24 protein-coding genes and 1 pseudogene are annotated in these 26026 nt (G+C 32.6%); 6 read left to right on the plus strand and 19 right to left on the minus strand.

From position 1 onward, the window contains the following. Positions 1-14 precede the first annotated feature (14 nt). The 3 genes from C7J89_RS10945 to C7J89_RS10955 all read right to left on the minus strand — a co-directional run bounded on the left by C7J89_RS10945 (position 15) and on the right by C7J89_RS10955 (position 3002). The gene (locus C7J89_RS10945) at positions 15-524 is read right to left on the minus strand and encodes a YjcG family protein (RefSeq protein WP_061855090.1); all 510 of its coding nucleotides are present in this window, start codon (positions 522-524) and stop codon (positions 15-17) included. A 95-nt stretch (positions 525-619) separates the two neighbouring features. Then, a complete protein-coding gene (locus C7J89_RS10950; RefSeq protein ID WP_103294593.1) occupies positions 620-1366 on the minus strand; it encodes an esterase family protein in 747 nt (248 codons plus the stop codon). A gap of 64 nt (positions 1367-1430) precedes the next feature. After that, positions 1431-3002 carry an alanine/glycine:cation symporter family protein gene (locus C7J89_RS10955; RefSeq protein WP_103294594.1) on the minus strand — a complete coding sequence of 524 codons (1572 nt, stop codon included), beginning with the start codon at positions 3000-3002 and terminating at the stop codon, positions 1431-1433. A 399-nt stretch (positions 3003-3401) separates the two neighbouring features. Here C7J89_RS10955 and cozEa point away from each other — a divergent pair, with 399 nt between their 5' ends. Further along, positions 3402-4487, plus strand: coding sequence for a lipoteichoic acid biosynthesis protein CozEa (gene cozEa, locus C7J89_RS10960; RefSeq protein WP_061855093.1), 1086 nt, complete (start codon positions 3402-3404; stop codon positions 4485-4487). 350 nt (positions 4488-4837) lie between these two features. Then, a pseudogene (locus C7J89_RS13440) lies at positions 4838-5158 on the plus strand (transposase); the annotation flags it as partial. A gap of 30 nt (positions 5159-5188) precedes the next feature. Here C7J89_RS13440 and fabI read toward each other — a convergent pair. The 7 genes from fabI to C7J89_RS10995 all read right to left on the minus strand — a co-directional run bounded on the left by fabI (position 5189) and on the right by C7J89_RS10995 (position 12102). After that, entirely contained in the window at positions 5189-5959 is a 771-nt protein-coding gene (fabI, locus tag C7J89_RS10965; RefSeq protein WP_061855094.1) for an enoyl-ACP reductase FabI, read from the minus strand. A 202-nt stretch (positions 5960-6161) separates the two neighbouring features. Beyond that, entirely contained in the window at positions 6162-8006 is a 1845-nt protein-coding gene (locus tag C7J89_RS10970) for a monovalent cation:proton antiporter family protein (protein WP_061855095.1), read from the minus strand. Positions 8007-8015: 9 nt separating this feature from the next. Then, positions 8016-9401: a magnesium transporter gene (gene mgtE, locus C7J89_RS10975; protein ID WP_061855096.1), complete on the minus strand. Its 1386-nt coding sequence runs from the start codon at positions 9399-9401 to the stop codon at positions 8016-8018. A 28-nt stretch (positions 9402-9429) separates the two neighbouring features. Further along, positions 9430-10281, minus strand: coding sequence for an RluA family pseudouridine synthase (locus C7J89_RS10980; RefSeq protein ID WP_061855097.1), 852 nt, complete (start codon positions 10279-10281; stop codon positions 9430-9432). Next, complete coding sequence (locus C7J89_RS10985) at positions 10281-11090, minus strand: NAD kinase (protein WP_048792721.1); 810 nt, start codon at positions 11088-11090, stop codon at positions 10281-10283. Before C7J89_RS10985 ends, C7J89_RS10980 begins: the two co-directional genes overlap by 1 nt. A gap of 12 nt (positions 11091-11102) precedes the next feature. Then, positions 11103-11738, minus strand: coding sequence for a GTP diphosphokinase (locus C7J89_RS10990; RefSeq protein WP_061855098.1), 636 nt, complete (start codon positions 11736-11738; stop codon positions 11103-11105). 19 nt (positions 11739-11757) lie between these two features. Beyond that, complete coding sequence (locus tag C7J89_RS10995) at positions 11758-12102, minus strand: UPF0738 family protein (RefSeq protein ID WP_061855099.1); 345 nt, start codon at positions 12100-12102, stop codon at positions 11758-11760. Between the two features lie 181 nt (positions 12103-12283). Here C7J89_RS10995 and C7J89_RS11000 point away from each other — a divergent pair, with 181 nt between their 5' ends. The 3 genes from C7J89_RS11000 (at position 12284) to yjbH (ending at position 14138) form a co-directional block, all read left to right on the plus strand. Continuing rightward, complete coding sequence (locus C7J89_RS11000; protein ID WP_103296104.1) at positions 12284-12865, plus strand: CYTH domain-containing protein; 582 nt, start codon at positions 12284-12286, stop codon at positions 12863-12865. Positions 12866-12955: 90 nt separating this feature from the next. Continuing rightward, a complete protein-coding gene (locus C7J89_RS11005) occupies positions 12956-13327 on the plus strand; it encodes a truncated hemoglobin YjbI (RefSeq protein ID WP_103296103.1) in 372 nt (123 codons plus the stop codon). A gap of 16 nt (positions 13328-13343) precedes the next feature. Beyond that, positions 13344-14138 carry a protease adaptor protein YjbH gene (yjbH, locus tag C7J89_RS11010; RefSeq protein WP_103296102.1) on the plus strand — a complete coding sequence of 265 codons (795 nt, stop codon included), beginning with the start codon at positions 13344-13346 and terminating at the stop codon, positions 14136-14138. Positions 14139-14405: 267 nt separating this feature from the next. Here the strand turns inward: yjbH and pepF are convergent, their stop codons facing one another. The 4 genes from pepF to spxA all read right to left on the minus strand — a co-directional run bounded on the left by pepF (position 14406) and on the right by spxA (position 18741). Further along, entirely contained in the window at positions 14406-16214 is a 1809-nt protein-coding gene (gene pepF / locus C7J89_RS11015; protein WP_103296101.1) for an oligoendopeptidase F, read from the minus strand. Between the two features lie 48 nt (positions 16215-16262). Beyond that, positions 16263-17234 carry a competence protein CoiA gene (locus tag C7J89_RS11020; protein ID WP_159031778.1) on the minus strand — a complete coding sequence of 324 codons (972 nt, stop codon included), beginning with the start codon at positions 17232-17234 and terminating at the stop codon, positions 16263-16265. A 105-nt stretch (positions 17235-17339) separates the two neighbouring features. Beyond that, on the minus strand, positions 17340-18056 hold the full coding sequence (mecA, locus tag C7J89_RS11025; protein ID WP_103296099.1) for an adaptor protein MecA: 717 nt from the start codon (positions 18054-18056) through the stop codon (positions 17340-17342). A gap of 289 nt (positions 18057-18345) precedes the next feature. Further along, the gene (spxA, locus tag C7J89_RS11030) at positions 18346-18741 is read right to left on the minus strand and encodes a transcriptional regulator SpxA (RefSeq protein ID WP_048792712.1); all 396 of its coding nucleotides are present in this window, start codon (positions 18739-18741) and stop codon (positions 18346-18348) included. A 302-nt stretch (positions 18742-19043) separates the two neighbouring features. On the opposite strand from spxA, the gene trpS reads away from it, so the two are divergent. Continuing rightward, positions 19044-20033: a tryptophan--tRNA ligase gene (gene trpS / locus C7J89_RS11035; protein ID WP_103296126.1), complete on the plus strand. Its 990-nt coding sequence runs from the start codon at positions 19044-19046 to the stop codon at positions 20031-20033. Positions 20034-20119: 86 nt separating this feature from the next. Here the strand turns inward: trpS and C7J89_RS11040 are convergent, their stop codons facing one another. The 5 genes from C7J89_RS11040 to opp3b are packed head-to-tail and all read right to left on the minus strand — an operon-like array spanning position 20120 to position 25824. Continuing rightward, on the minus strand, positions 20120-21778 hold the full coding sequence (locus tag C7J89_RS11040) for a peptide ABC transporter substrate-binding protein (RefSeq protein ID WP_103296127.1): 1659 nt from the start codon (positions 21776-21778) through the stop codon (positions 20120-20122). Between the two features lie 18 nt (positions 21779-21796). Beyond that, the gene (locus C7J89_RS11045; protein WP_103296128.1) at positions 21797-22741 is read right to left on the minus strand and encodes an ABC transporter ATP-binding protein; all 945 of its coding nucleotides are present in this window, start codon (positions 22739-22741) and stop codon (positions 21797-21799) included. Then, a complete protein-coding gene (locus C7J89_RS11050; protein ID WP_103296129.1) occupies positions 22731-23813 on the minus strand; it encodes an ABC transporter ATP-binding protein in 1083 nt (360 codons plus the stop codon). The genes C7J89_RS11045 and C7J89_RS11050 overlap by 11 nt, the downstream gene beginning before the upstream one ends. Positions 23814-23830: 17 nt before the next feature. Then, positions 23831-24898: an oligopeptide ABC transporter permease gene (opp3C, locus tag C7J89_RS11055; RefSeq protein WP_103296130.1), complete on the minus strand. Its 1068-nt coding sequence runs from the start codon at positions 24896-24898 to the stop codon at positions 23831-23833. After that, entirely contained in the window at positions 24898-25824 is a 927-nt protein-coding gene (gene opp3b / locus C7J89_RS11060) for an oligopeptide ABC transporter permease (RefSeq protein WP_103296131.1), read from the minus strand. Before opp3b ends, opp3C begins: the two co-directional genes overlap by 1 nt. Positions 25825-26026: the final 202 nt, after the last annotated feature.

Raw genomic sequence — 26026 nt, forward strand, 5'->3', positions numbered from 1 at the left:
ACTTATATCGGGAATCAAGCTAAATTAAATGTTTCTTCAACTTCCCATTTTTCGTCAGCATCATTGTATTTAACTAATGATAATTCTTCAATTGTTTCTTTATAATCAATACCAGCTAATTTTAGCTGACCGTATATATCTTCAAATTCTTGGCTAGTCAAGCCTTGTGCAATTGTGAAATGCGGCACAAATGGATGCTCTGCTTTCCCATAAAAATCTTCAGTATTAAATTTATCGAACAATTGTTGTAATGCATCAGTTTTTTCAACTTTGAAATAAATTACGTTATTAGTTGGCGCAAATGTAGATGCTTTAGTCGCATGTACATCGATTGCCGGACTACCTTCAATTCGTTTTTTAATGTCCTCTTTTACCGCTTCATATTCACTATCATCGATAGTAAAATGTCCCTTTACAGTAATGTGTGGCATAATTGTTGCATAATGAGAATCATAACGCTTTCTGTATGCGTTTACCTCATCTTGCAATGCCTTTGACGGAATTAATGCTAATCCTAAAATCATTGAAATTCCTCCTTTGTTTAACATATTACCATTATATCAAATTTTAGAAAATTTCGTTACTTTAAACATCAATTAGTCTAAAAATTTATATATATTTAAAATGAAATATTATCCGACAAAAAATATGTCAACATATCATTTAGCAATGGCTTCCATGATTTCCATCGATGTCCCCCATCAAATTCTTCATAATGATAACTAAGATTATATGAATTTAGTAATTGATTTAATTCTCTATTAGGTGTTAAAAAGTTAGCACGTTTACCATTGGTTGGTAATTCAAAATCTTCTTCTTCTAAGCCTACAGCATGCCAAATAGATAAATTATCTTTAAGCTGACAGCGTTCTAATAATTCAGTAATCACATCATCGTGTTGAGGGCTTAATACGCCAACTTGGCTAAATATTCTTGGATATGAAAGTGCAGTAACCAATGCGACACTTCCAGCCAGACTATCACCAAATAGAATACGTCCATTGCCTACTTTAAATGTAGGGAAATGTTGATCAACATATGGTAGAATTTCTTTCGCCATTGCTTTAATTGTTAGTGGCGTTCTCTCACCTTGTGGATGAAACTCCGCTCTTCTTTTGTCTACCGTTTCATAATGAAAACCAACTATAATTGCACGTTCTACCTTGTTTGCCTCTCTTAACTTTTCATAAGTTCTATGAATTTGACCAAAGCTGAAGAAATCTTTGCCATCAAAACAAAATATCACTTTGTATTTGAATAAAGATGTGTAATCTTTAGGTAAGTAAATAGATAATGTGACATCTCTTTCTAATACTTCACTTTTAAAATCTATTTTATTAATCTTTCCTGCTTGAAATTCGGTCATAAATATAGCGCCTCCTAGATATCTTATCGCTATTGTATCAAGAGACGCTATATTTTAAAATATTCTATTTTTGATTACTTTCCTTTTTTAAACGATTTGGATAATCGTGAAGCCAAAATACTGCGTTTGATAATTTTTTAGGATCTGGTTTATAAATTGCATTTTTACCACTGCCCAATTTTTTCTTCTGGAATTCATAATCTTTCAACGCATTAATAGCTGGTTTATGCAATATCCAAATGGCTATAATATTTAACCAAGCCATTAAACCTACGCCTAAATCACCCATGCCCCATGCAGCCTCTGCCGTTTTAACTGCACCAAATATAGTAGCAGCAATCAAGACAATTCGCGTAACATTTATCCATATTTGAGTGACAGTATTACTTTTATTTCGTGTTAAATAAGTAATATTCGTTTCAGAAATATAGTAGTAAGCTAGTATAGTTGTAAATGCAAAGAAGAATAATGCTATGGCAATAAAGTAAGAACCGATACCTGAGAAGTTAGGATCAAAATGGAAATTACTGCCTTGGAACGCCTTATCAATACCTGCTTGAGCGTACATTGCCGTACCTGTGTAATCTCTACCTCCATCAGACATAGGCTGGAATATGCCGTTATTCTCGATTAATCTAGGTCCACCACTACTCGTAGTGCCACCATCTGTAACATTGTATGTACCTGATAATAAAATAATAAGTCCAGTTGCCGTACATACAAATAATGTATCAACATAAACAGAGAACGCTTGAACTAGACCTTGTTTAGCTGGATGTGAAACCTCTGCCGCAGAAGCTGCGTGTGGTCCAGTACCTTGACCAGCTTCATTAGAATAAAGTCCACGTTTAACTCCAATTTCAATCATTGCACCAACAATACCACCAAATGCTGCCTCCATCCCGAATGCAGATTTAAAGATAAGTGCGAACAATGTTGGAACTTGATCAACATTTATAAAAATAATGATAACCGCCATCAATATATATGCGATAGCCATGAAAGGAACGATAGCAGTTGCCGCATTGGCAATCCATTTAATACCCCCGAATATAATTAAAGCTAACAACACAGCTAACCCAATCGCAATGATCCATGGGTTTAAACTAAAAGCGTTTTTCATAGAACTTGCAATAGCGTTTGACTGCACGCCTGGCAGTAGCAAGCCTACTGAAATGACAGTAACAATCGCGAAAATTAAGCCGTAAATTTTACCAACTTTACCTTTAATTCCATATTCAATATAGAATGCAGGTCCACCACGATATTCCCCTTTTTCTTCACGTTTAAAAATTTGTCCCAACGTAGATTCGATAAATGCACTACTGGCACCTAGAAATGCAGTAGCCCACATCCAGAAAATAGCACCAGGACCACCGATAAATATTGCAGTTGAAACACCGACAATGTTACCTGTTCCAACACGGCCTGCTAATGACAGTGCGATTGCTTGGAAACTAGATATACCAGTCGGTGATTTCTCCCCTTGAAACATTAAGCGAATCATTTCTTTGAAGTGTCTGACTTGGAAGAAACGCATCATTAGTGAAAACAGTATACCAGTAAGTAATAAGCCGTAGACTAGCGCTTTACTCCATACAATACCATTTAACCAAGTTACGAAATTCTCTAACATAACCTCATCCCCTTTATTATATGTCACCTTATGACATATTTTTTATTATTATACACACAAACTATAATCCGCACAATGTATTTATAAAGTTATATTTTTTATAATGAATTTAATAATTTATATTCCGTTTGTGTTATAATTTTGCCACACTCTTGCTAAATAAAAATTAGAATTACATCAATTGATTCTTTTAACAATTATATGTGACTATTTGCTATATTTAAGTAAATTGTTAAAAAATAAATAATTAATTAATAAGCCGAAGTTTTCTATCGATGTGCTTAGTAGTTATGTATTTTCAAATAAAAATTTTATTTTAATCTTTATGTATTTTCGACTTTTGTTCACAATCTATATAAGATATACTTAGCTATAGTAAATTTTTAGGAGGCACCATTTATGTTAAATAAGGTGTGGTTTAGAACAGGTATAGGATTAATCATACTGTTTCTAATCATCAAATTAATTATGGAAGTGCATGTAATTTTCTTACCATTCTTAATTATCATGCAATCTGTACTAATCCCATTTATACTTAGTGGATTTTTATTTTATATTTGTTTACCATTTCAAAAGATCTTAGAAAAAAATAATGTCCCTAGATGGGGCAGTATATTGATTATTTTCATCGGACTTATTATTATCATTGGTATTGTCGTTGGAATCGTCGGACCACTTATAGTTGATCAAATCAATAACTTGATCCAACAAATTCCATCGTTACAACATGAAGTCCAAAATCTAGTCAATTATGCATTGAACCAAATGGAACGATTACCAAGTGATGTCACAGATAGAATTAATAAAGTTGTAAAATCTATGGGTGATAATGTAACTGGTATTTTATCAAATTCATTAGGTTATATTACGTCATTTATTTCAACTTTATTCTTACTCATTATGGTTCCTTTCTTCTTAATTTATATGTTGAAAGACCATGAACGTTTCATTCCTTTTATCGCAAGATTATTTAAAGGTGATAGAAAAGTATTTGCTGTAGACTTATTAAAAGATTTAAATGAAACTTTAAAATCTTATATACAAGGTCAAGTCACAGTAAGTTTAATTTTAGGACTTATTCTGTACATCGGTTACTCTATCGTTGGATTAAAATACACATTACTACTAGTTATGTTTGCAATTGTAGCTAACATGATTCCTTTCTTAGGGCCATGGATGGCCTTTACGCCAGCTGCGATTATTTCAATTATCCAAGGACCAAGTTCATTTATTTGGGTTTGTATTATTACATTGATTGCACAACAATTAGAAGGTAACGTTATTACACCAAATGTTATGGGTAAATCATTAAACATTCACCCATTAACAATTATCGTAGTAATACTAGCTGCAGGTAACCTTGGTGGATTTGCGCTTATATTAGTAGCTGTGCCACTGTATGCAGTAATCAAATGTATTGTACGTAATGTCTTTAACTATCGTCAGAAAATCGTCGATAAAGCTAATAGCAACGTTGTAGATTAGTTGTAATTAAAATAAAGCAGATGACTACTTTGAATTTAAGTAGTCATCTGCTTTTTCTTTTTGAGTTAATTATTTGAGACATAATTTCTAACTTAAATTAAATAACACCTTATTCTACTGATTTATTCAGTAAAAATGAGGTACTATTTTTATAATCCACGATTTTGTTCGTGCATGCTTGCCTTGATTTAGTAAAGTACGGTTCGAGCCTGTAGTCTCTCACTCATACGATTCCCTCAGGCGTCAGCACTTTACAAAATCGTTACAAATTTTCAATTTTATACAAAAAAAGTACGCTTGTATAATTTAATTAATCATGACAAAAACCAAATTAACGAGGTGCCTTATGTAAAAAAATTATGAAAAATAATTGTTTGGGAATACTTCAAATATATGACACAAAACTTGCTTTCAAATCCTGAAATTGAAAAAATCTATTAACAAAAAATTTGATGTAGAACCCGTTTTTGGATATTTGAAAGCTATTTTGGGTTTCAATCGTATGTCATTACGGAGAAATCCAAAGTAAAACGCGAAATAGGAATTGTCTTAATGGCACCAAATATAAAAAAATGGTAGCTCGAAGAGCTACCAAAAAAGACTTTAAAAATGAAATACAGTGGAAATTCAATTTTATTAATGAATTTCCACTCTATTTTTACTTTCTATAATATTTCTGTATCAAACTCGTTTTGATTTTATTATTTGATTGCGTGGAAACCACTATCAACGTGAATATTTTCGCCAGTTACACCGCTTGAGAAGTCACTTAATAAATAAGCTGCTGTTTTACCTACTTCTTCTTGGTCTACATTTCTTTTTAATGGTGCACGTTCTTCAATCTCTTTCAAGATAGTGTTAAAACCGCCTACACCTTTCGCGCTTAAAGTACGGATTGGACCTGCTGAAATTGCGTTAACTCGAATGTTATCAGCACCTAAGTCAGCAGCTAAGTAACGAACGTTTGCTTCTAAACTCGCTTTAGCAACACCCATTACGTTGTAGTTTTGAACGGCATATTCGCCACCGATATAAGTAGTCGCTACGATACTACCACCTTCTGGCATTAACTTTTTAGCTTCTCTACCTACGATTGTTAATGAATATGAACTAATATCTTGAGCTAATAAAAAGCCGTCTCTTGATGTATCTGAAAAACGTCCACGTAAGTCTTCAACATTACCAAAAGCGATTGAGTGATAAACACCGTCGATGTTACCTACGTCTTCACCAATTTTAGCAAAACCGTTAACTACGTCTTCATCATTTTGCACATCAATTTGATACATATGTAGTTCTTTTTGATCTAATTGTTCTACTAATTTTTCTAATTCTTTTTTACTACGCTCTTTACGATAAGTAAAAATTAAATTTGCGCCTAAACTGTCTAAAACTTTTGCTACGCCAAAACCAATACTACGTTTATTTGCAATACCCATAATGACGAAAGTTTTGTTTTCTAAACTAATCATGAGATTAACTCCTTTTAATTATTATTTTTATATAGCAACAACTATTTTTATAAGTGCCTGTGCTATTACTCATAATTAAATGCTTAATTATAACACTATATATTTTAACATTGCTAAGAAAGAATGAACAATTCTTTATTATAAGAAAGATAAAATAATTTGGATGTTTGTATTAATAACAAACATCCAAATAGTAAACTTTTTAATAATATAATTCTAATTCGCGTTTTAATTCGTCTACATATTCTTTCGAACCTGTAACGATTAATCTATCACGATAACGTAATTGCGTGTCACCATGTGGCACGATAGATTCGTTATTTCTAATAATTCTTACGAAAATAATGTCACCATCGAATGGGAAGTTACGTAATTGAATTTGGTCGTATTGATGATTTAACATCGCAATTTCATATAATGATGTTTCTACGTTACTTAATAAGTTAAGCATGTTAGGTGTCTCAATAAGTCCTTTTAGTAAAATTTTATTACTCATATAACTACTAAACACTTCAATACCTTGATCATGTAATTCAGCATCTTCAGAACTAGATTCTAAACGACAAATTACACGCTCAACACCTTTCTCCTTAGCCATTAAAGCAACTTTTTTATTGATTTCATCATCATTTGTAGAACAAACTACAATATTTCGTTTAAATAAGCCAAGTCTATCTAACATTTCAGGCTCATAATCAGCAATTTCAATCATTGAAATTTCATCTGCCAATTTACGTTGATCACTTAAATCAGTTCTATAATAAAGCGATACTTGATATAAATTAGAAGCAAGATTTTGTGCAATTGGTATTGTTAATTGATTTTTGCCAATCATGCTCACTTCGATACGTTTCGTTACTTCATCTGGTATTGGGAACAATTTTTTGAAAATAATCGGCACAATTAAACATGCAATTACTGCACTTAAAATTAAAATACCAGATATTTCAGGCGTTATCGTATGTAGTTGTTCAGCGATTTTAGCTGAAGCAATAACAAGAGACAATGTCGATGTTAAAAGAAATGCCGAAGAAATCGTCGTTTTCTGATCAAACCATCGTCGAATATAAAATACCGGAAGTAATTTTGATACTAAAAATGCAATAAGTAAGATAGGAATAATAACTAATATTGATGGTTCTTTAATTAACGACGGGATATTAAGGTCAACACCTACCATAATGAAAAAGATAGGAATAAAGAAACCGTAACCAAACGAATCTAGTTTATCAACTAAGTCTTCATCAGGTCCCAACAACGAAACAATTACCCCAGCAATAAACGCCCCTAAAATATTTTCTGCGCCTACACCTTCTGCAAGTGCAACTAGTAAAATAATAAGTGCGAAGACGGCTCTAATACCAATTTGTGTCGTACCGTCCATCAACTTTTGTAAAAATTTAGCGCGTTTAAATATACCACCAAGGAAGTAAAATATTATGGCAAATATAACTAAAATACCGATTAGCCATAATGAGCCACTGCCTGTAGCATGAATAGCGCCGTATGCAGTTAATAATATCATCGTTACTAAATCTGCTAACACGGCTACTAATAATATAAATTGTCCTATAGTCGTTCTCATTATATTCATTTCTTTTAACGTTGGCACGACAACACCTAACGATATTGTAGAAATAATAATAACCATTAATAATACATCATCGATAAGACCAAACCATTTAAATAAATACGCTAAAATTACTGATACAATCATAATTAAAGCAAATACCGTAATAGCTAATTGGAAATGGCCAGGCATCTTTTGTGCGTCTGGGTCATTACTATCGGTGTTAGTTGACTTCTTTTTAAAAGCTTTAAAGTCTATTTCTAAACCACTTAAAAACATTAAAAAGATAAAACCTAACGTTGATAGTATTTTTAACATTGAGTCTTTTTCAACCAAATTTAAAAATGAATGACCTATAATGATACCCATGACGATTTCGGCAACAACCACGGGGATAAAATTAATTCTAAGTCTATTTACAAGAATCGGTGTAAAAAATGCTGCTAATACAACGATAACGAGTGATAAAAACTCCATGTTGCCTCCTTAAGTTAAATAAGTCATAAATGATGTCGCTAAACCAAAATAGATTAGCATACTTACAATATCATTTATCGTTGTGATAAATGGACCACTTGCAACCGCTGGGTCAATTTTTAATTTATTCATTACCAATGGTATAACTGAACCAACTAGTGTACCTACCGTCATTGCAATCGTTAAACTCAAACCGACGATAAACGCTAAGAATGGCTGTCTATATATAATGATAATAATTAATACTAAAATTAATGCACATACAAAACCACTTAACAGACCACTACCTGCTTCTCTTAATGCAATTTTAAATTTGCTTTTCTCATCAATTTCACCTGTAGAAATATTACGTACAGAAACTGCTAGTGATTGTGTACCAGAGTTACCAGACATCCCACTGATAATCGGGATAAACGCAGCTAAAAGTGCTACTTGAGATAATGTATCTTCAAATGAGCCTAAAATGGATGCCGTTATCATACCAAGGAAAGTTAGAATAATTAACCATGGTAAACGCTTAGTAGCGGTTTTTAAAACAGAATCATTCGTTGCATCGACGTCAGAGACACCGGCTAAACGAGAGTAGTCTTCACTAGCTTCTTCGTCCATTACGTCTAAAATATCATCGATTGTAATAATTCCTAGTAAATGATCTTGATAATCTAACACTGGCATAGCGATTAAATCATAGTCTCTCATTCTTTGTGCCACGTCTTCTTGGTCCTCTGCAACATTCGAACTAATGACACGTTCGCTCATAATATCTTCAATATAAGCATCATTTTCAGCGATGATTAAATCTCTTAAAGATAATACCCCTATTAATTTTTTATCGTCATTCACTGCGAAAATAACATAGATGGTTTCCGCATCTGGTGCTTGATCTTTTACTTGAATCAAAGCTTCTTTAACTGGCATTGTTGCCTTTAAAGAAATATACTCAGTGGTCATAATACCACCGGCAGTGTCCTCATCATAATGTAATAACGCTTTAATTTCTTTCGCATCTTCTTTATTCATTAAAGTTAATAAACTAACTAACTTTTGTTTAGACAACTGATTCATTATATCTACTGCGTTGTCATATGACATTTCTTCTAATACTTTACTAGCATAAGTAGCATTCATCGTATCAAATAAATCTTCGTATTCTTCTTCATCAATTTCTAATTGATCAAAGAAATCTGCTACTTCTTCAGGAGATAAGACTTCAAAAATACGTTGCCTTATATCATCGTTACTATCCTCAAAGTATTCACTTTGTTCATATGTATGCATAGATAAAAATTCAGTTCTAAATTCATCTATCTCATTATCTAATAATAATTTATCAAGTAATTCTTGATCATAAACTGTTTCATCATCTAATTTTACTGACTCATTTTCGTTATACATATGTCTCACCTCCGTGCTTTATTTTAAATTATAGCATATCAAAAATTGTCATCATCGACATATCACTATCAACTATATTTATTTGCTCATGCGTTATAGGATGTGCAAAGGCAACTTGATAGCACTGTAACAATTGTCGAGGAATGTCTTTACGTGAACTACCGTATAAATCATCACCTACAAGTGAATGCCCAATATGTTGGAAATGAACTCTAATTTGATGCGTTCTTCCCGTCATTAATTTAACTTCACATAAACTATACCCATTTTTTTGTTTTAATGAAGTATAACTTGTGCGAGCATATTTACCGTCAGGTGAAACTTGTCGTTGAATAATGCTTGCTGGATGACGTGCGATAGGCGCTTCGATAATGTTGCTGTCTTGTACATTGCCATGACAAATACATAAATAACGTTTGTCGATTGTAAGTTGCGACATTAAATGGTGGATAAATCCGTGTTTAGTAAAAATAACGATACCTGAAGTATTTCTATCTAATCTAGTAACGATATGCGGTACAACCTCATTATTTTGCCATGTATATGCGTATACTTGTTCCAACAAACTTTCATGTAAATGTTCTTTAGATGGTGCAATATTTTGATGCGCAGGTTTCGCTACAATAATTAAAAAGTCATCTTCAAACAAAATATTTAATGGTGCATCAAATGGTGTGATATTTTCACTTGGAATCTCTTGAGGTAATTGTACCTTTAATTGGTCACCCTTATGCATCATAGCGCGCACAGTGACTTGACAACCATTCACAAGTAAAGCGCCATTATTTTTAATGGCGCTAATTGTTGTTTTTGAATATGAATGACGTTGCAGAAAGGATTTAACCGATTCTTCACCTTGGATGTTATAAACAAAGTGCACTATTCATCGTCTCCACTTGAGATAAATGAATCATGAACCCTTTTCCAAAAAGGAAACGGTCTAAATCTAGCAAAGCGTACTTTTTCATTTGCTACTCTAAATTGAATCGCATTGACATTTTTATGTTTAATACTCACATGATCAATTGTGGTTAAAATCGTGTCATGATTTACAGGAGTGATTAAACAAGTATGGTGTTTAGGTAAGACAAGTGGTGAACCAACCGTTCTGAAGACTCTATTATTTATTGACGCAATTTCTGCTATTTGCATTGCTTCTAGTGATGGATGTATTAACGCTCCACCCAATGCTTTATTATACGCCGTAGATCCAGATGGCGTGGACACACATAACCCATCACCTCTAAAACGCTCAAATTGTTTACCTCTAATATTAACGTCCACAACAAGTGTAGAACCATTTTCTGTTTTCATGGTTGCTTCATTCAAAGCTAAATATCGGGTTTCATAACCATTATTATTATAGCGTACAATTAATTCTAAAAGTGGGTATTCGATAACTTGGAACTGAGAGTTATTAATTTCTATAATTAATTTTTCAACCTCATGTGGTAACCAATCGGCATAGAAGCCTAAATGACCAGTGTGTACACCGACGAAAGCACAACGCGATAACATATGACTATATTGATGAAAAGCTTGTAATAGCGTACCATCGCCACCAACAGAAATTACTATTTCTGGATTTTCAGGATCTTCCACCATTTGAAAGTCTTTCATATGATTAATCATCTTATGCTTTAAAGCGTTTGATTTTGAATCCCCTTTAGACAAAATTGTATAACGCATGCTTACACCCCACTAGTCATTATTGTGCTTCTTAGCTCTTTTTTTTGAATAATATTTTTGAGCTTCTTGTATTTCTTCTTTAATTTCGGACATTTCTTCATCTAACAAATACGCCGCTTCGGCAGCTCTTTCAAGTCTATGTTGAATTTCTGGTGGATAATCTCCATCATATTTATACCTTAAAGTGTGTTCTATTGTTGCCCAAAAATTCATTGCTAAAGTACGAATTTGTATTTCAGCTAAAATATTTTTCTTCCCTGCTAATGTTTCGATTGGATATTCAATTATGACGTGATAAGAGCGATATCCACTTTGTTTAGTATTACTAATATAGTCTCTTTCTTCTATGACTCTAAAGTCTTCTCTTTGTCGTAATAAATTAACGACAATGTCAATGTCATCAACAAATTGACACATCATTCTAAGACCTGCGATGTCATACATTTCTTCATGCAAGCGATCAAAAGGAATGTTACGTTTGTTTGCCTTATCGATAATACTCGTCATAGGTTTAACTCTACCTGTTACGAATTCTATCGGTGAAGCATTTTCTCCTACTTCATATTGCTTCCGTAACCCCTTAAGCTTAATTTTCAATTCATCTACGGCTTGTTTGTATGGAGATAAAAATTGGTCCCATTGATTCATCGTGCTTCACTCCGCTTCACTATAATTCAAATATTTCTTCTACTTTAGCAACAAACTCCTTACCATAGTTTGAATTACCCTCAATATTATCTAATATGTAAGTTAGTTCATTATTAAATTCTTTTAATTCTAAATCGTCATTAACTATAATTTTCTTATCTTTGTTTTCATGTATCATTGACCATGTTTCTTGAACAAAAATTAAATATGAGTATGATTGACCATCATCTAATATATACGCGAAGGCATAGTTATCACTATCAACAAGCATTTGACCTGCTTCTACTAACCCTTCTGTAGATTCTTCTGTATAACAATTTATACTATCTTCTGTTATCTTAATTTCATTAACATAAATTCGCATGCTTGTTCCTCCTTATTCTTACTTAGTTTAACATAATTTACCACGACATAACACGTGACATGACCATTCTATATTATAACTTTTAGCAACTATTTTGACATTAAAAATTATCATATTTTAATGAGTATTGCTTTTAAATTAAAAGCAAATTTTGCATAATATTAGTAAAGGAGTGACAACAATGGCCACAAATAATGAAATTGAATTTAAACAACTATTATCAGCACAACAATATAATCAATTTGCGCAACACTATTTTCCAAATAAAGAACCCTTCACACAAACGAATTACTATATTGACACTCCAGATTTTCAATTAAAGTCACATAAAAGTGCATTACGTATTCGAGTTAAAGATGGTGGTAATGAGATGACTTTAAAAGTCCCTGCCGAAGTAGGATTACTTGAGTATAACTTTGATACGACGATTAATCCTAAAATGAACTATCGACTTACTTTAGATGACTTACCTAATGATATCGAAATTCAACTCAAAAAATTAAATATTGATTTGTCTTCATTAACTATATTAGGTGATTTAACAACTGAACGTTTAGAAACACCGCATGGTCAAGATTTAATCGTCTTAGATAAAAGCACTTATTTAGACACTGAAGACTATGAATTCGAATTTGAAGTCGTTGACTACGATTCAGGCTTAGCAAAATTTAATGCTATTTTGGAAAACTTTGGCATAGCCTACGAACAACCAGCGAATAAGGTACAACGTTTCTTCGATCGTAAGTCTCAAATATCTAATTAACCTTACTATATGTACAGAAGTCGAATTACTTCCAAATGTCAATATTCGTGTTATATTATTATATATATAAATTGAGTATGGTGATGAAAAATGACACAAACACCTTATGAAGTAATTGGTCCAGAAGCATTATACGACCTTATAGATAACTTTTATTCTCTTGTTGCGCAAGACACGAGAATAAATCATTTATTCCCAACAGATTTAAGTGAAACAAGTCGTAAGCAAAAACAATTTTTAACACAATTTCTCGGAGGTCCTAATCTTTACACTCAAGAACATGGTCATCCTATGCTTAAAAGACGCCATTTAGAATTTACCATTACACACTTCGAACGTGATGCATGGTTAGAAAATATGCACCAAGCAATAACAAACGCACAACTACCAGCAGGCGTCGGTGATTACTTATATGAACGTTTACGGTTAACAGCCAATCACATGGTAAACTCTGAAAATTAATTGTAGGTGAAATTACATGACTCAAGAATTAAGACTAATACAAGCGAATAGTCGTGAAGATGCTAATCTTTCACCTGTAAGCAAAATTGAAATTTATTCATTTTTTGACCCATTTAGTCAAGAATGCTTTAAACTTTCAGCTATACTATCTAAATTGCGTTTAGAATACAAACAATATATCCGCATACGACATATATTAAATCCATCTTTACGCATATTGACCAAATGCCAAGCGCAAAGTAGTTCTGATTTAGATAATATTGCTTTAGCATACAAAGCAGCAGAATTACAAGGGAGGATTCGTGCAGAACGATTTATTCATTTACTTCAAAATGAAATTATTCCTAAAAAAGATATAATAACCGAATCCATGGTTAATAATTGTATCTGTAATGCAGGATTAGATAAAGACGTGTTTAAAGAAGACTTGCATAACGCATCGATTAAAGAAAGTTTACAAGTAGATTTGCATATTGCAAGGGAGATGGATATTGAAGAAGCCCCTTCCCTTGTTTTCTTTAATGAAGATGTACATGAAGAAGGATTAAAAGTCGAAGGTTTATATCCATACCATATTTACACTTATATCATCAATGAACTTATGGGCACGTCGATAGAAAAAGAATTGCCACCAAGTTTAGAAACATATATCGAACAACAACAACTCGTTACTAAGGAAGAATTGTTAACGATATACGAATGGCCTGAGAAAGTATTGAATAAGGAATTGAAAAAGTTAGCAATTCAACAAAAAATCGAAAAATTGAGTGCACCTGAAGGAAGCTTTTGGAAAGCTAAAAGTGAAAAGTAGAAGTGCATAATTAAATAGAGCTAATTATTAATATTAATAATTAGCTCTATTTTTTATATTTATACATAAAAAAAACGCCGTGTCTGATTACACGGCGCTAAACAAAGGGGATGGGAGAAATTTTTCACTTCAAACAAAGGGGTATGTTTGTTATGTGATTAATTTCATGTACTTAATATAACACGCCCATATACCCTTTTCAACCTAAAAACTGCAATAAATTTTATTTGTCATAAACTCGTCAAATTGTAAACGAATACATTCATGTTAAGCTTTCATAAGTTTTTCAAAAGCGTCTAATTTTTGTTCAAACACCTCACATGCTTGTTCAATTGGTTCAGGTGTTGTCATGTCTACCCCAGCATTTTTTAGTATTTCTATTGGGTAATCTGAGCTACCTTTTTTCAAGAATTCGTTGATATAACGATCCACTGCAGGTTGCCCTTCTGTTAAAATTTGATGGCTTAAACTTTGTGCTGCGCTATAACCTGTTGCATATTGATACACATAATAATTCATATAGAAGTGAGGAATTCTTGACCATTCTTTGCTAATATTCTCATCGGTTTCAACTGCATCGCCAAAATATTGTTTATTTAATTTTGCATATTCTTCATTCATACGATTAGCAGTTAATGGCTCGCCTGCTTCCTCAATAGCATGAATTTTATGTTCAAATTCTGCAAACATTGTTTGTCGGAATAAAGTAGCTCTAAAACGTTCTAATTCTTGGTTTAACAATAATAAACGACGTTCATCGTCTAAATGTTTGTCCATATAATCACTTAATAACGCTTCGTTACAAGTAGAAGCGACTTCCGCAACAAATATAGTGTAATCACTAAGATTTGAAGGCTGATTTTGACGACTGAAATAACTGTGTGCAGAATGTCCAAATTCATGTACTAAAGTGTATAAATCTGAAACTGTATCTGACCAGTTAAGTAAAATAAATGGATTTGTTAAATGTCCACCTGAAGAATAACCACCTGAACGTTTACCTTTATTTTCATAAACGTCCACCCAGCCATTATTTAGACCTTCATTGACTACATTCATATATGTTTCGCCCATAGGTTGTAGTGCTTTAATCATCCACTGTTTAGCCTCTTCATAGGGCATTTCAAACTTCACGTTTTTCACAAGTGGCGTATATAAGTCATACATTTTCATGTCATCTAAACCTAAAAGTTCCTTACGTAATTCAGTGTAACGATGTAATAATGGTAAATATTTATGAACCGTTTTTACTAAATTATCATACACTTGTTCAGGGATATGATTACGACTTAATGCTGCTTCTCGTGCAGTTTTGAAGTTATGTGTACGCGCATTAAAAATATTTTTCTTAACTTCCCCTGCTAATGTTGCACTTAACGTATTGTTGTATGCACCATATTGCTTATAAAAATTATCGAAAGCTGATTTTCTTAATACGCGATCATCTGACTCTAAACATTTAATAAATGTACCTTGCGTAAGTGGATGACGATTACCTTCACTGTCTACGGCGTCTTCAAATTCTAAATCGGCATTGCTAAACATACCATAAACATTATCAGGCGTTGATAAAGCATCTTGTGCTTCAGTTAACATCTTTTCTTTATCGGCAGATAGTACATGCGGTCTATTTTCATTGATTAGTTGTAAATCAAATTCATAACGTTTTAATTTGTCATTTTCACTAATAAATTGTCTTATAGTAGCCTCATCTATTTGTAAAATTTCTGGTACTAAAAAACTCCAACTTGAACTAAATTTAATAATTAATTGATGTGCTCTCGCTTCAAATCCTGTATATTTATCATTTGCTGTATCTTGGTCTTGTTTTAAATGAGCGTATACGTATACTTTTTCAAGTTTAGCTTCTGCTTCATCTTCCAATGCTAAAGCTTGATAAAGTGTTTCGGCACTATCTCCCAAGTGGCCTTTAAATTGTTCTTCTTGTCCTAAATAAGATTCTACTTCTTTAAAAGCTTCTTCAAAAGCTTCATCAGATTCAAATATTGTAGTTAAATCCCATGTGTATTCAGGATATTTACGCTCTTGTTCTTCTCTCGTTAATTGTTGACTCATAAAGTAAACCTCCTAATATCGATTTATCTTAATTTTCTCATGACAATGCTATTTTTGCACGTCATTACTGCTAAAATTAACAAACTGATGTTTAAATTGTCGTACAAGATTATTAACTTGAGTTTTATAGTCAATATTCGTTTCTGCAAACTGTCTAAATTTGATTGTACTTTTAAATTTTTCGTAAGAATATATATTTAGTTTCAACAATTTATATAGTTGCAATTGCCAACTAATGGGATGTGTTTTTAGGAAGATTTGCTCAGGAAAAATAAAATTCAAGTTTTCACAAACCCATTGATCGCTCAGTTTTAAATTGTACATAATGCTAAGATTCGGTTCTAATACTGAACGCTTTTTCCTACATTGAGTTAAAAAATTCATTCCACATGTACTACTTAATTTATAAGTTATTTTCCTTATATTGTTAGCGTGGCATATTTCAGTTAAGCCATCCACTATTTGCTCACTAATAAATTTATGACCTCCAAGAGCGATGATATTTTTAAAACAATATAAGACTTGTTTTCGAGCATTCCATAAAAATAATTGATATTTATATGGATTGATACAAGCAGATTGAAATGCATTAAGTGATATAACGCTTTTACCGTTAAATGTATCTTCAATAACCCATATGACGATATAGCCTAACTTATTATAGGCACTTGTTCTAGTTTGTAACTGCTCTACTGTAATCGGTGAACATTGGATTTCTAAAATGATTTTATTATTTATTAAAATGTCAGGTATTTGATGACATACTTTTAAATAAGGTTCAATTTGCACCGCCATACCTAAATCTTTAAGAGCTCGTCCCAAACTATACTTTGCTTGATAATGTACATACGACTCTTCCTTATATGTACAACTAATCTCAAAGTGCGCAAAATGCGCCCTTTTATATTTCCCTTGCTTAAGTATTAATTTCTGATAACATAATGGACAATAATAATTACAACATTTCGTGGCATTAGCAGCATGTTCGATCGTGCCTTGTTTCGTCTTACCGTATAACACAACAATCACCTCTTAATGTTACACGTGATAATTGACGACATTACTCTTTATAAAGGCAATAAAAAAAGAGCCAAATGTTTGGCTCTTCTTCATGTTTATAACAATTTATTGTACTGTGTCAGGGAAATAACGACGTACTTGAGAAGTCACGTTATGACTCATAATTACCTTAGCATAATCATTTAAATATACTTCAGATTTATCTGTAGGAGAAGCAAATTCTAATAGTTGGCTATAACTATCATTGATAACTTCTTGGTCTACTGATTTATCAAAGTATATTGCATAATAATATTCATTATTAAGACTAAATAATAAGTCTTCAAACTCAGATACACCGATATTGTTATGATAAGCATAACTAATAACTTCTTCTAAGTCGTTAAATTTCACTATAACTGTGCGTATATTTTGTCGTTTAGACTCGTTTTGTTTTTTACTATTATTATTTGGAGCTTCATTTTTTTGTTCTAATAGGTCTTCTAGACTCTCTTCTTGATCAAATGTTTGTGATAAGATATCACTAACTTGATAGTCCATTTGTTCATTAGCTTCTTCTTCAGACATATTCATTAAATCTTCATTCTTAGATTTAGAAATTGTAACTTCTACGCCTTTTTCAAAAGCATGAACTTGAATCCATAAAGGACCCTCTACGACAAAGTCTTCTTCCTCATTAACTTCTTCCATCATATTCCAAAAAAATTCTTCTCCACGCTTACGATTAGTCCATAAATCTTCACGTTTGAAACCTCTAGCTTCTATGTCGCTATACGTAATAAATAATTTAACTGTTGTATCGTCAACACGCTCTATTCTCATATCATCTCACTCCTTACAGTCGATGAATAGTAATCATATTGTAGTAGAACGTAGTAAGAATTACAATAAATTTGTTTGATTAATTTTTACTATTTTCTATCGATTCCTTATATTAACATATACCCCAAAATATACCAAAAAAACAGCACTCATCATCCCGGTGCTGTTACAATTAGTTACATTATATTGGTGATTTATATTTCAAACTATACAATAAAAGTCATAAAACTACGAATTAAAGATTATAATCATCAAACGTTGTCTTATGACTCCTTATTATATATTAAAATTAATCAACCATACGTTGCGCTTCTTGCAATTGGAAAGTACGGACTTTTCTTGGCAAGAATCTTCTGATTTCGTCTTCGTTATAACCAACTTGTAAACGTTTGTCGTCTAAAATAATTGGACGACGTAATAATCCAGGGTTATCTTGAATAATTGCATATAAGTCTTGAAGTGGAAGTGCATCAATATCCACGTTTAATTTTTGGTAAGTTTTAGAACGTGTAGAGATAATTTCATCTGTACCATCTTCAGTCATTTTTAAAATTTGTTTAATTTCATCAATTGTTAAGTGTTCAGAAAAAATGTTACGCTCCGTATACGGAATGTCATGTTCTTGTAACCATGCTTTCGCTTTACGGCAAGATGTGCAACTTGGTGAAGTAAATAATGTTACCATACATCTCACTCTCCTATTATCATGAATAAAATTCATTGTTTAAATTATTTATATGATTAAGATTTAGTTGAAAACTAATTAAAATTTATATCTTAACCTTACATAACTATATTATACTGCCCTAAGATTAAAATTAAATGAGAAATTCTTTAAATTCTAAATTTTTTTAGAAATTAGTAAAATTTCTTTGTTTAATTTACACATAGAAACACTATGTATTAAGTGTAACATAACTTACAAATGATTGAAATACTGTTATAATGTATAATAAATCAGAAAAAAATAGAAAGTGGGCATCATTAATGGAAACTCTTTTTTCAGGTATCCAACCTAGTGGTATACCAACAATAGGAAATTATATCGGTGCATTAAAACAATTTAGTGAAGTACAAGATAATTACAATTGTTATTTTTGTATTGTTGATCAACATGCCATTACGGTACCTCAAGATCGTTTAAAACTACGCAAGCAAATTCGACAACTCGCAGCAATCTATTTAGCATCAGGCATTGATCCTGAAAAATCAACGCTATTTATTCAATCTGAAGTTCCTGCACATGTACAAGCAAGTTGGATGTTAACGACAATTGCCTCTATAGGTGAGCTAGAACGCATGACTCAATTTAAAGATAAATCACAAAAACAAGTGGACGGCGTACCAGCAGGATTACTTACATATCCGCCACTTATGGCTGCTGATATTGTAATTTACAATACTAATATTGTCCCTGTCGGGGAAGACCAAAAACAACATATGGAATTAACACGTAATTTAGTAGATCGTTTTAATAGCCGTTACAATGATATCCTTATTAAACCTGAAATACGCATGCCAAAAGTTGGTGGCCGTGTAATGAGTTTACAAGACCCAACTAAAAAAATGAGTAAAAGTGATGATAACCAGAAAAACTTCATTTCATTATTAGACGAACCTAATGTTGCAGCTAAGAAAATTAAAAGTGCAGTTACAGATTCTGATGGCGTGATTAAATTTGATCGTGAACAAAAACCTGGTATTACAAACTTATTATCTATTTACTCCAGTTTAACTGATGAATCTATAGACGAATTAGTCGCAAAATATAAAGATTCAAATTATGGTACATTCAAAGCCGATTTAGCAGAAATCGTTAAAGAATTCCTTACAACTTTCCAAGAAAAATATAATGACTATTATAATTCAGATAAATTAGACGATATATTAGATGATGGTAGAGATAAAGCACATAAAGCTTCATTTAAAACATTAAAGAAAATGGAAAAAGCTATGGGCTTAGGACGCAAAAGATAATAAATAATAAGAGGCAAACAATTTTAAAGTTTGCCTCTTTTTTAATTGAAAAACCCTTCGAGAATTATCTCGAAGGGTCATTTTAATTATTTATCTTTTTTCTTTTTACCTGTTTTTCTATCGATACTTTTATCGATGTAAGCATCTTTTAATGTATAATCGCCACCAAATTGATGGTAATGAATACCTTTAACTTGTGGATTAGTTAAATGGGCTTCACCTTTTTGGTATATAGGCGCGATTGGTGCTTCATGTAAAAGTAATTCTTCAGCTTTTTTCATTGCCGCGTTACGTTCTTTCGTTTTCTTCAGTAACGGACCATTTGCCTCTTTAGTTAATTTGTCATATTCTTTACTACCCCAACCAGTGTTGTTTTGTGAATTACCAGTCGTCATCGTATCTAAGAATGTTAATGGATCTGGATAGTCAGGGCCCCAACCAGATAGTGATGCTTCGTAGTTACCTGATTGTTCTCTTGTTACCCTTTGTTTAAATGGTAACTGCTTAATTTTCATAGTTACACCTGGTAAATTCTTTTCAATCTGAGATTTAATATACTCTGCAGAAATTTTTGAATCTGGTGTATCTTCAGTATTAAGTGTAAAAGTAAGATTTTTAATACCTAACTCTTTTTTAGCTTTTGCAAGGTTAGCTTTAGCTGCTTTAGGATTAAATGTTAACGGTGAATTAATTGAATCAGCAAAGTCTTTACCATCCGGTGTTTTAGCAGTTAATTTAGATGTGAAACCATCTACTGGCGCTGAACCATCATTTTTAACGCTATCAACATAACCTTGCTTATCAATGGCTTGTGAAATCGCTAAACGCATTTGTTTGTTTTTAAATGCTGGTACTTCTTTTTGATTTAGTTTAATAAAGAATGTACTTGCTAATAATCGTTTTGTAAGTGCAGGCTTACCTTTATATTTATCTACTTGATCAGCTGTAATACCTGTATCATCTGTAGAACCTGTTTCAAATAATGAAGCGCCTGCTTGTTGGTCTTTAAGAATTTTATAGTTTACTCGATCTAAACGGACGTGTTTTTTGTCCCAGTAATCATCATTTTTCACAAGTTGGATTTTATCTTCAACTCTCCATTCTTTTATTTTGAATGGACCATTATAAACTGTTTTATCAGCTTTTGTACCATATTGTTCACCGTATTTCTCTACCGCATGTTTATTAACTGGCATAAATATACCGAACGTTAATAATTCATCAATATAAGGTATCGGTTTAGTCAATTCTACTTTTAACGTATGGTCGTCTACTGCCTTAACACCTAAATCTTTAACTTTCTTTTTACCCATATTTACTTCTTCAGCGTTTTTAATATCATACATTATGTAAGCATATTCGGCACCTGTATTTGGATTTATAGCTCGTCGCCAAGAATAGACGAAGTCTTGAGCATTTACTGGTTCACCGTTAGACCATTTGGCATCTTTACGTAATTTAATCGTTAACGTTTTACCACCATTTGATTTCTTCGGCATTTCTTTAGCCACACCTGGAATTGCCTTATCATTTTTATCTAATGTATATAAACCTTCAAAGACTTGGTTGAAAATTGTAAAAGATACATTATCTGATACTTGAGATGTATCTAAAGATGCCATATCTTGTGATATAACTTTTCTATATACTTGTCCTTTGTCTGAATAAATACCATTTCCATTACCACAACCTGCTAGAAAAGTTACAAATGCAATTATTATTATTGGTAATTTGAATTTTTTCATCGAACTCCCCCTTCCCCTTTATAGTTGAGTTTGCGTATAATCTGCTGTTAAATTTTTCGCTTCGTCGTTAGTAACAAACACATAATGTCCTGGTGTTATTTCTTGCAATGAACGTTCGTTATTTTTTGCTGCATCTTCTTTATAAACGATTCTTTTACGTTCTTTCTCTGAATCTGGATCTGGTTGTGGAATTGCCGATAATAAAGACTTTGTATAAGGATGTAACGGATTATGATATATCTCATCTGAAGGTCCTAATTCAACAATTTTCCCAAAGTGCATTACCGCAATTCTATCGGAAATATATTTCACCATTGATAAATCATGGGCAATGAATAAGAATGTAATACCATGTTCACGTTGTAATTTTAACAATAAATTAACAACTTGAGCTTGGATTGATACGTCTAAAGCCGAAATCGGTTCATCTGCAATAATAAATTCTGGTTCTACTGCCAATGCACGAGCAATACCAATTCTTTGTCGTTGACCACCTGAAAATTCATGCGGATATCTATTAGCATGTTCTTTACTTAAACCTACCGTTTCCAACATGTCATAAACACGTTTTTTTCTTTCTCTCGTAGAGGAAGCTAATTTATGAATGTCGATACCTTCGCCAACTATATCCATTACTTTTAATCTTGGATTTAACGATGCATATGGATCTTGGAAAATCATTTGAATTTTTTTATTAAATTTTAATAAGTCTTTTCTATTTTTAATCTTTTGAATATCGACACCTTCATATAGGATTTCGCCATCCGTAATATCATTTAATTTAATAATCGCTTTACCAGTCGTTGATTTCCCACAACCTGACTCACCAACTAAACCAAATGTTTCCCCTTTATAAATATCAAATGAAATATTTTCTATAGCGCGAACTTCATTTTTCTTTCCTTCATTGAAATACTGTTTTAGATTTTTTACTTCTAATAAAGTTTCCTTATTATTGACCATCGAACGACACCCTTTCTACCTGTTGAGGCTTATCGTAATTATTAGGCATGCTACGCAAACGTTGTTGCACCATTAAAGGCGGGTCAACATGTGGTGCACGTTCATCTAAAAGCCAAGATTTAACAAAGTGTGTAGGTGACACTTTAAACCACGGTGGCGTTTCTTTAAAATCAACATCCAATGCAAATTTACTACGTCGCGCAAAGGCATCTCCTTTTGGTGGATGTAATAAATCCGGTGGCGTTCCTGGTATAGCTAATAATTCTGTATCAGACCCAGTTGTTAAATCAGGCATCGATGATAGTAATCCCCATGTATAAGGATGCTTTGGATCATAAAATATCTCACTCGCATCGCCAGTTTCGACCATCTGTCCACCATACATAACTGCTACTCTATCAGCAATATTCGCGACTACACCTAGGTCATGTGTAATAAAGATGATTGAAGTATCAATTTTATCTTGTAATTCTTTCATCAAGTCTAAAATTTGCGCCTGCATCGTTACGTCTAATGCTGTCGTCGGTTCGTCAGCAATAAGGACTTTAGGTTCACAAGCTAATGCTGTTGCAATAACAATTCTTTGTCTTTGTCCACCAGAGAATTGGTGCGGATAAGCCCCAAATCGTTGCTCTGCATTAGGTAAACCAACTAAATTTAAAATTTCAAGTGCTCTTTGCTTAGCTTTAGATTTCGTATAATTTCTATGTTTCATCAGTGGTTCCATTACTTGTTTACCAATTTTCATCGTTGGGTTTAATGAAGTCATAGGATCTTGGAAAATCATTGAAATATCTTTACCACGTAGTTTAATAAGCTCTTGCTCACTCTTTTTCGCTAAGTCTTCGCCAAGAAAATCTATCTTACCTTTTTTAATTCTTCCAGTGTCTCCTTGGAATAGTTTAGTTATCGCCTTTGTTGTTACTGATTTCCCAGAACCAGATTCACCAACGATAGCTAAAGTTTCCCCTTTGTCTAAATAAAAATCTACACCTCTTACTGCTTGCACTTCCCCTGCGTCAATGTCAAAGGAAACATGCAAGTCGCTCACTTCTAATATTCTTTCTGACATAATAAATGCCTCCTTTGTTATTTACGCATTTTAGGGTCAAACGCATCGCGTAAGCCGTCACTAAATAGATAGAAGAATAAAATTAATAAACTTAAAACAATTGCCGGTATAAATAATTCGTGTGGGTTAATGAGTAACATAGAACGTCCGTCATTCACGAGTGAACCAAGTGAAGTTTTAGGCGCCGGAACCCCAATACCGATAAAACTTAAAAATGCTTCGAAGAAAATCGCACTTGGCACTGTAAACATAGAAGTTACAACTATTGAACCTAGAGTATTAGGTAAAATATGTTTGAAAATCAATTTAGTTTTTGAACTACCTAATGTTTTAGATGCTAATACGAATTCTTGTGTTTTTAATTTTAAGAATTCTCCACGTACGACACGGCTCATCCCTATCCAACCGGTAATAGCCATCGCTAAAATAATTGTCCAAATTGATGGCTCAAATATCAAGACGAATAAAATTACGACGATTAAGTTAGGTATTGATGCAATGATTTCAATGATACGTTGCATAATATTATCAATTCTTCCGCCAAAAAATCCTGAAATCGCACCGTAGACAACACCGATAAAAATATCTAATATAGCAGCCACGACACCGATAAATAATGATACTTGTGTCCCTTGCCAAGTTCTTGTCCATAAATCTCTACCTAATTGGTCTGTCCCAAACCAATAGTTTTGTTTAACGCCAGCCTCTTTATAAGCATTTACACCTTGCGCGCCTTCACCATCGAATGGTAAAAAAGAAACTTTATCCAACACTGGTACTTTAGGTGGTAAATTTCTTCCTTGCACGTTTTGATCGGCATAACCGTGTGAACTAATCATTGGCCCAACAAATGCTAGGATAATAATTACAATTAATCCAATCATCCCAACTACCGCTAATTTATTTCTTTTTAATTGGCTCCAAGCGTCCTGCCAAAAGTTTTTACTTTCTCTTTGAATTTCAGGTTCTTTTTCTATGTCTGCATTACTACGTACAAAGTCCTCGGCCATAATTGCATTTGAAGCATTTGCCATTACAGCATTTGAAGGTTCATGATTTTCGAAATTATTGTTATTTTCTGCCATTATTTCTTACCTCCTTGTACACGTATACGTGGATCAATCACGCCATATAAAATGTCTACAATGAAGATAGAAACAATGAATAATGTACTAAATAATATAGTTGTCGCCATAATCACTGGAAAATCGTTTGTAGTTATAGAACGAACAAATTGATCCCCTAGACCAGGCACACCAAATATATTTTCAATTGTTAATGTCCCTGTCAAAATTCCTGCTAACATAGGTACGATTATTGTAATTACTGGTATCAATGCATTTCTTAACGCATGTCCGAATAATACTCTCATAGTAGAGTTCCCTTTGGCTCTAGCCATTAAAATATAATCGGAACTTAATACCTCTATCATCTCTGCTCTTATGTATCTCGCAACGGTAGCCAAAACAGTAGCCGAAAGTGCTAATGATGGTAGTACAGCTGTTGAAATGCCTTCCCAACCTGCAACTGGGAACCAATTTAATCTCACTGAGAATGCATATTGCAATAATACGGCTAATACGAATGATGGTACTGACACTGCTATAACTGATATTACGGTGGCTGTATAGTCTACCCAGGTGTTTTGCCGAACAGCAGCAACTACTCCTAAAAATAGACCTAATACAACACCAATAACCATTGCCGAAAGCCCCATTTCCATAGATGGTACCAATCTGTGTTTAACTAAGTCCCAAACTGGTTGGTTATTATATTGGAACGAATTACCGAAATCTCCAGTTACAACGTTTTTCAAATAATGACCATACTGAACTGCGACTGGATCATTCAATCCATACTTTTCATTCAATATTTGTTTTTGCTCATCATTTAATTTTTGGTCATTAAATGGTGAACCTGGCATAAGCTTCATTAGGAAAAAGGTAATTGTAATAATAATAAACAATGACAACACCATGTAACCTAATCGTTTTAAAACATATTTAAGCATAAATCCATCCCCCTTAACTTTTCAAAATTAACATTCCTTTCAAAATTTTCAGAAATATTAATATTATTATATATTTCTTTTACGTATTAATCAATATAGTTTTGCTTCACATTATTAAAGCGGATAATTTATATCAACGATATATTTTTGAGTTAACAGCTTATTTTAACCTTCATATAAAAATCTATTCAGTTTTAATTTG

Source organism: Staphylococcus kloosii, assembly GCF_003019255.1.
Taxonomy (GTDB): domain Bacteria; phylum Bacillota; class Bacilli; order Staphylococcales; family Staphylococcaceae; genus Staphylococcus; species Staphylococcus kloosii.

What these genes read in the sequence shown, in the direction of transcription:
- C7J89_RS10995 (WP_061855099.1), bottom strand. Translation starts at nt 12,102, where the DNA reads ATGCGAATTTATGTTAATGAAATTAAGATAACAGAAGATAGTATAAAT.
- C7J89_RS10990 (WP_061855098.1), bottom strand. Translation starts at nt 11,738, where the DNA reads ATGAATCAATGGGACCAATTTTTATCTCCATACAAACAAGCCGTAGAT.
- C7J89_RS11045 (WP_103296128.1), bottom strand. Translation starts at nt 22,741, where the DNA reads ATGGTCAATAATAAGGAAACTTTATTAGAAGTAAAAAATCTAAAACAG.
- C7J89_RS10950 (WP_103294593.1), bottom strand. Translation starts at nt 1,366, where the DNA reads ATGACCGAATTTCAAGCAGGAAAGATTAATAAAATAGATTTTAAAAGT.
- C7J89_RS10945 (WP_061855090.1), bottom strand. Translation starts at nt 524, where the DNA reads ATGATTTTAGGATTAGCATTAATTCCGTCAAAGGCATTGCAAGATGAG.
- yjbH (WP_103296102.1), top strand. Translation starts at nt 13,344, where the DNA reads ATGACTCAAGAATTAAGACTAATACAAGCGAATAGTCGTGAAGATGCT.
- spxA (WP_048792712.1), bottom strand. Translation starts at nt 18,741, where the DNA reads ATGGTAACATTATTTACTTCACCAAGTTGCACATCTTGCCGTAAAGCG.
- opp3C (WP_103296130.1), bottom strand. Translation starts at nt 24,898, where the DNA reads ATGGCAGAAAATAACAATAATTTCGAAAATCATGAACCTTCAAATGCT.
- C7J89_RS11040 (WP_103296127.1), bottom strand. Translation starts at nt 21,778, where the DNA reads ATGAAAAAATTCAAATTACCAATAATAATAATTGCATTTGTAACTTTT.
- C7J89_RS10970 (WP_061855095.1), bottom strand. Translation starts at nt 8,006, where the DNA reads ATGGAGTTTTTATCACTCGTTATCGTTGTATTAGCAGCATTTTTTACA.
- mgtE (WP_061855096.1), bottom strand. Translation starts at nt 9,401, where the DNA reads ATGTATAACGAAAATGAGTCAGTAAAATTAGATGATGAAACAGTTTAT.
- trpS (WP_103296126.1), top strand. Translation starts at nt 19,044, where the DNA reads ATGGAAACTCTTTTTTCAGGTATCCAACCTAGTGGTATACCAACAATA.
- fabI (WP_061855094.1), bottom strand. Translation starts at nt 5,959, where the DNA reads ATGATTAGTTTAGAAAACAAAACTTTCGTCATTATGGGTATTGCAAAT.
- pepF (WP_103296101.1), bottom strand. Translation starts at nt 16,214, where the DNA reads ATGAGTCAACAATTAACGAGAGAAGAACAAGAGCGTAAATATCCTGAA.
- cozEa (WP_061855093.1), top strand. Translation starts at nt 3,402, where the DNA reads ATGTTAAATAAGGTGTGGTTTAGAACAGGTATAGGATTAATCATACTG.
- C7J89_RS11000 (WP_103296104.1), top strand. Translation starts at nt 12,284, where the DNA reads ATGGCCACAAATAATGAAATTGAATTTAAACAACTATTATCAGCACAA.
- C7J89_RS10985 (WP_048792721.1), bottom strand. Translation starts at nt 11,090, where the DNA reads ATGCGTTATACAATTTTGTCTAAAGGGGATTCAAAATCAAACGCTTTA.
- opp3b (WP_103296131.1), bottom strand. Translation starts at nt 25,824, where the DNA reads ATGCTTAAATATGTTTTAAAACGATTAGGTTACATGGTGTTGTCATTG.
- C7J89_RS11005 (WP_103296103.1), top strand. Translation starts at nt 12,956, where the DNA reads ATGACACAAACACCTTATGAAGTAATTGGTCCAGAAGCATTATACGAC.
- mecA (WP_103296099.1), bottom strand. Translation starts at nt 18,056, where the DNA reads ATGAGAATAGAGCGTGTTGACGATACAACAGTTAAATTATTTATTACG.
- C7J89_RS10955 (WP_103294594.1), bottom strand. Translation starts at nt 3,002, where the DNA reads ATGTTAGAGAATTTCGTAACTTGGTTAAATGGTATTGTATGGAGTAAA.
- C7J89_RS11050 (WP_103296129.1), bottom strand. Translation starts at nt 23,813, where the DNA reads ATGTCAGAAAGAATATTAGAAGTGAGCGACTTGCATGTTTCCTTTGAC.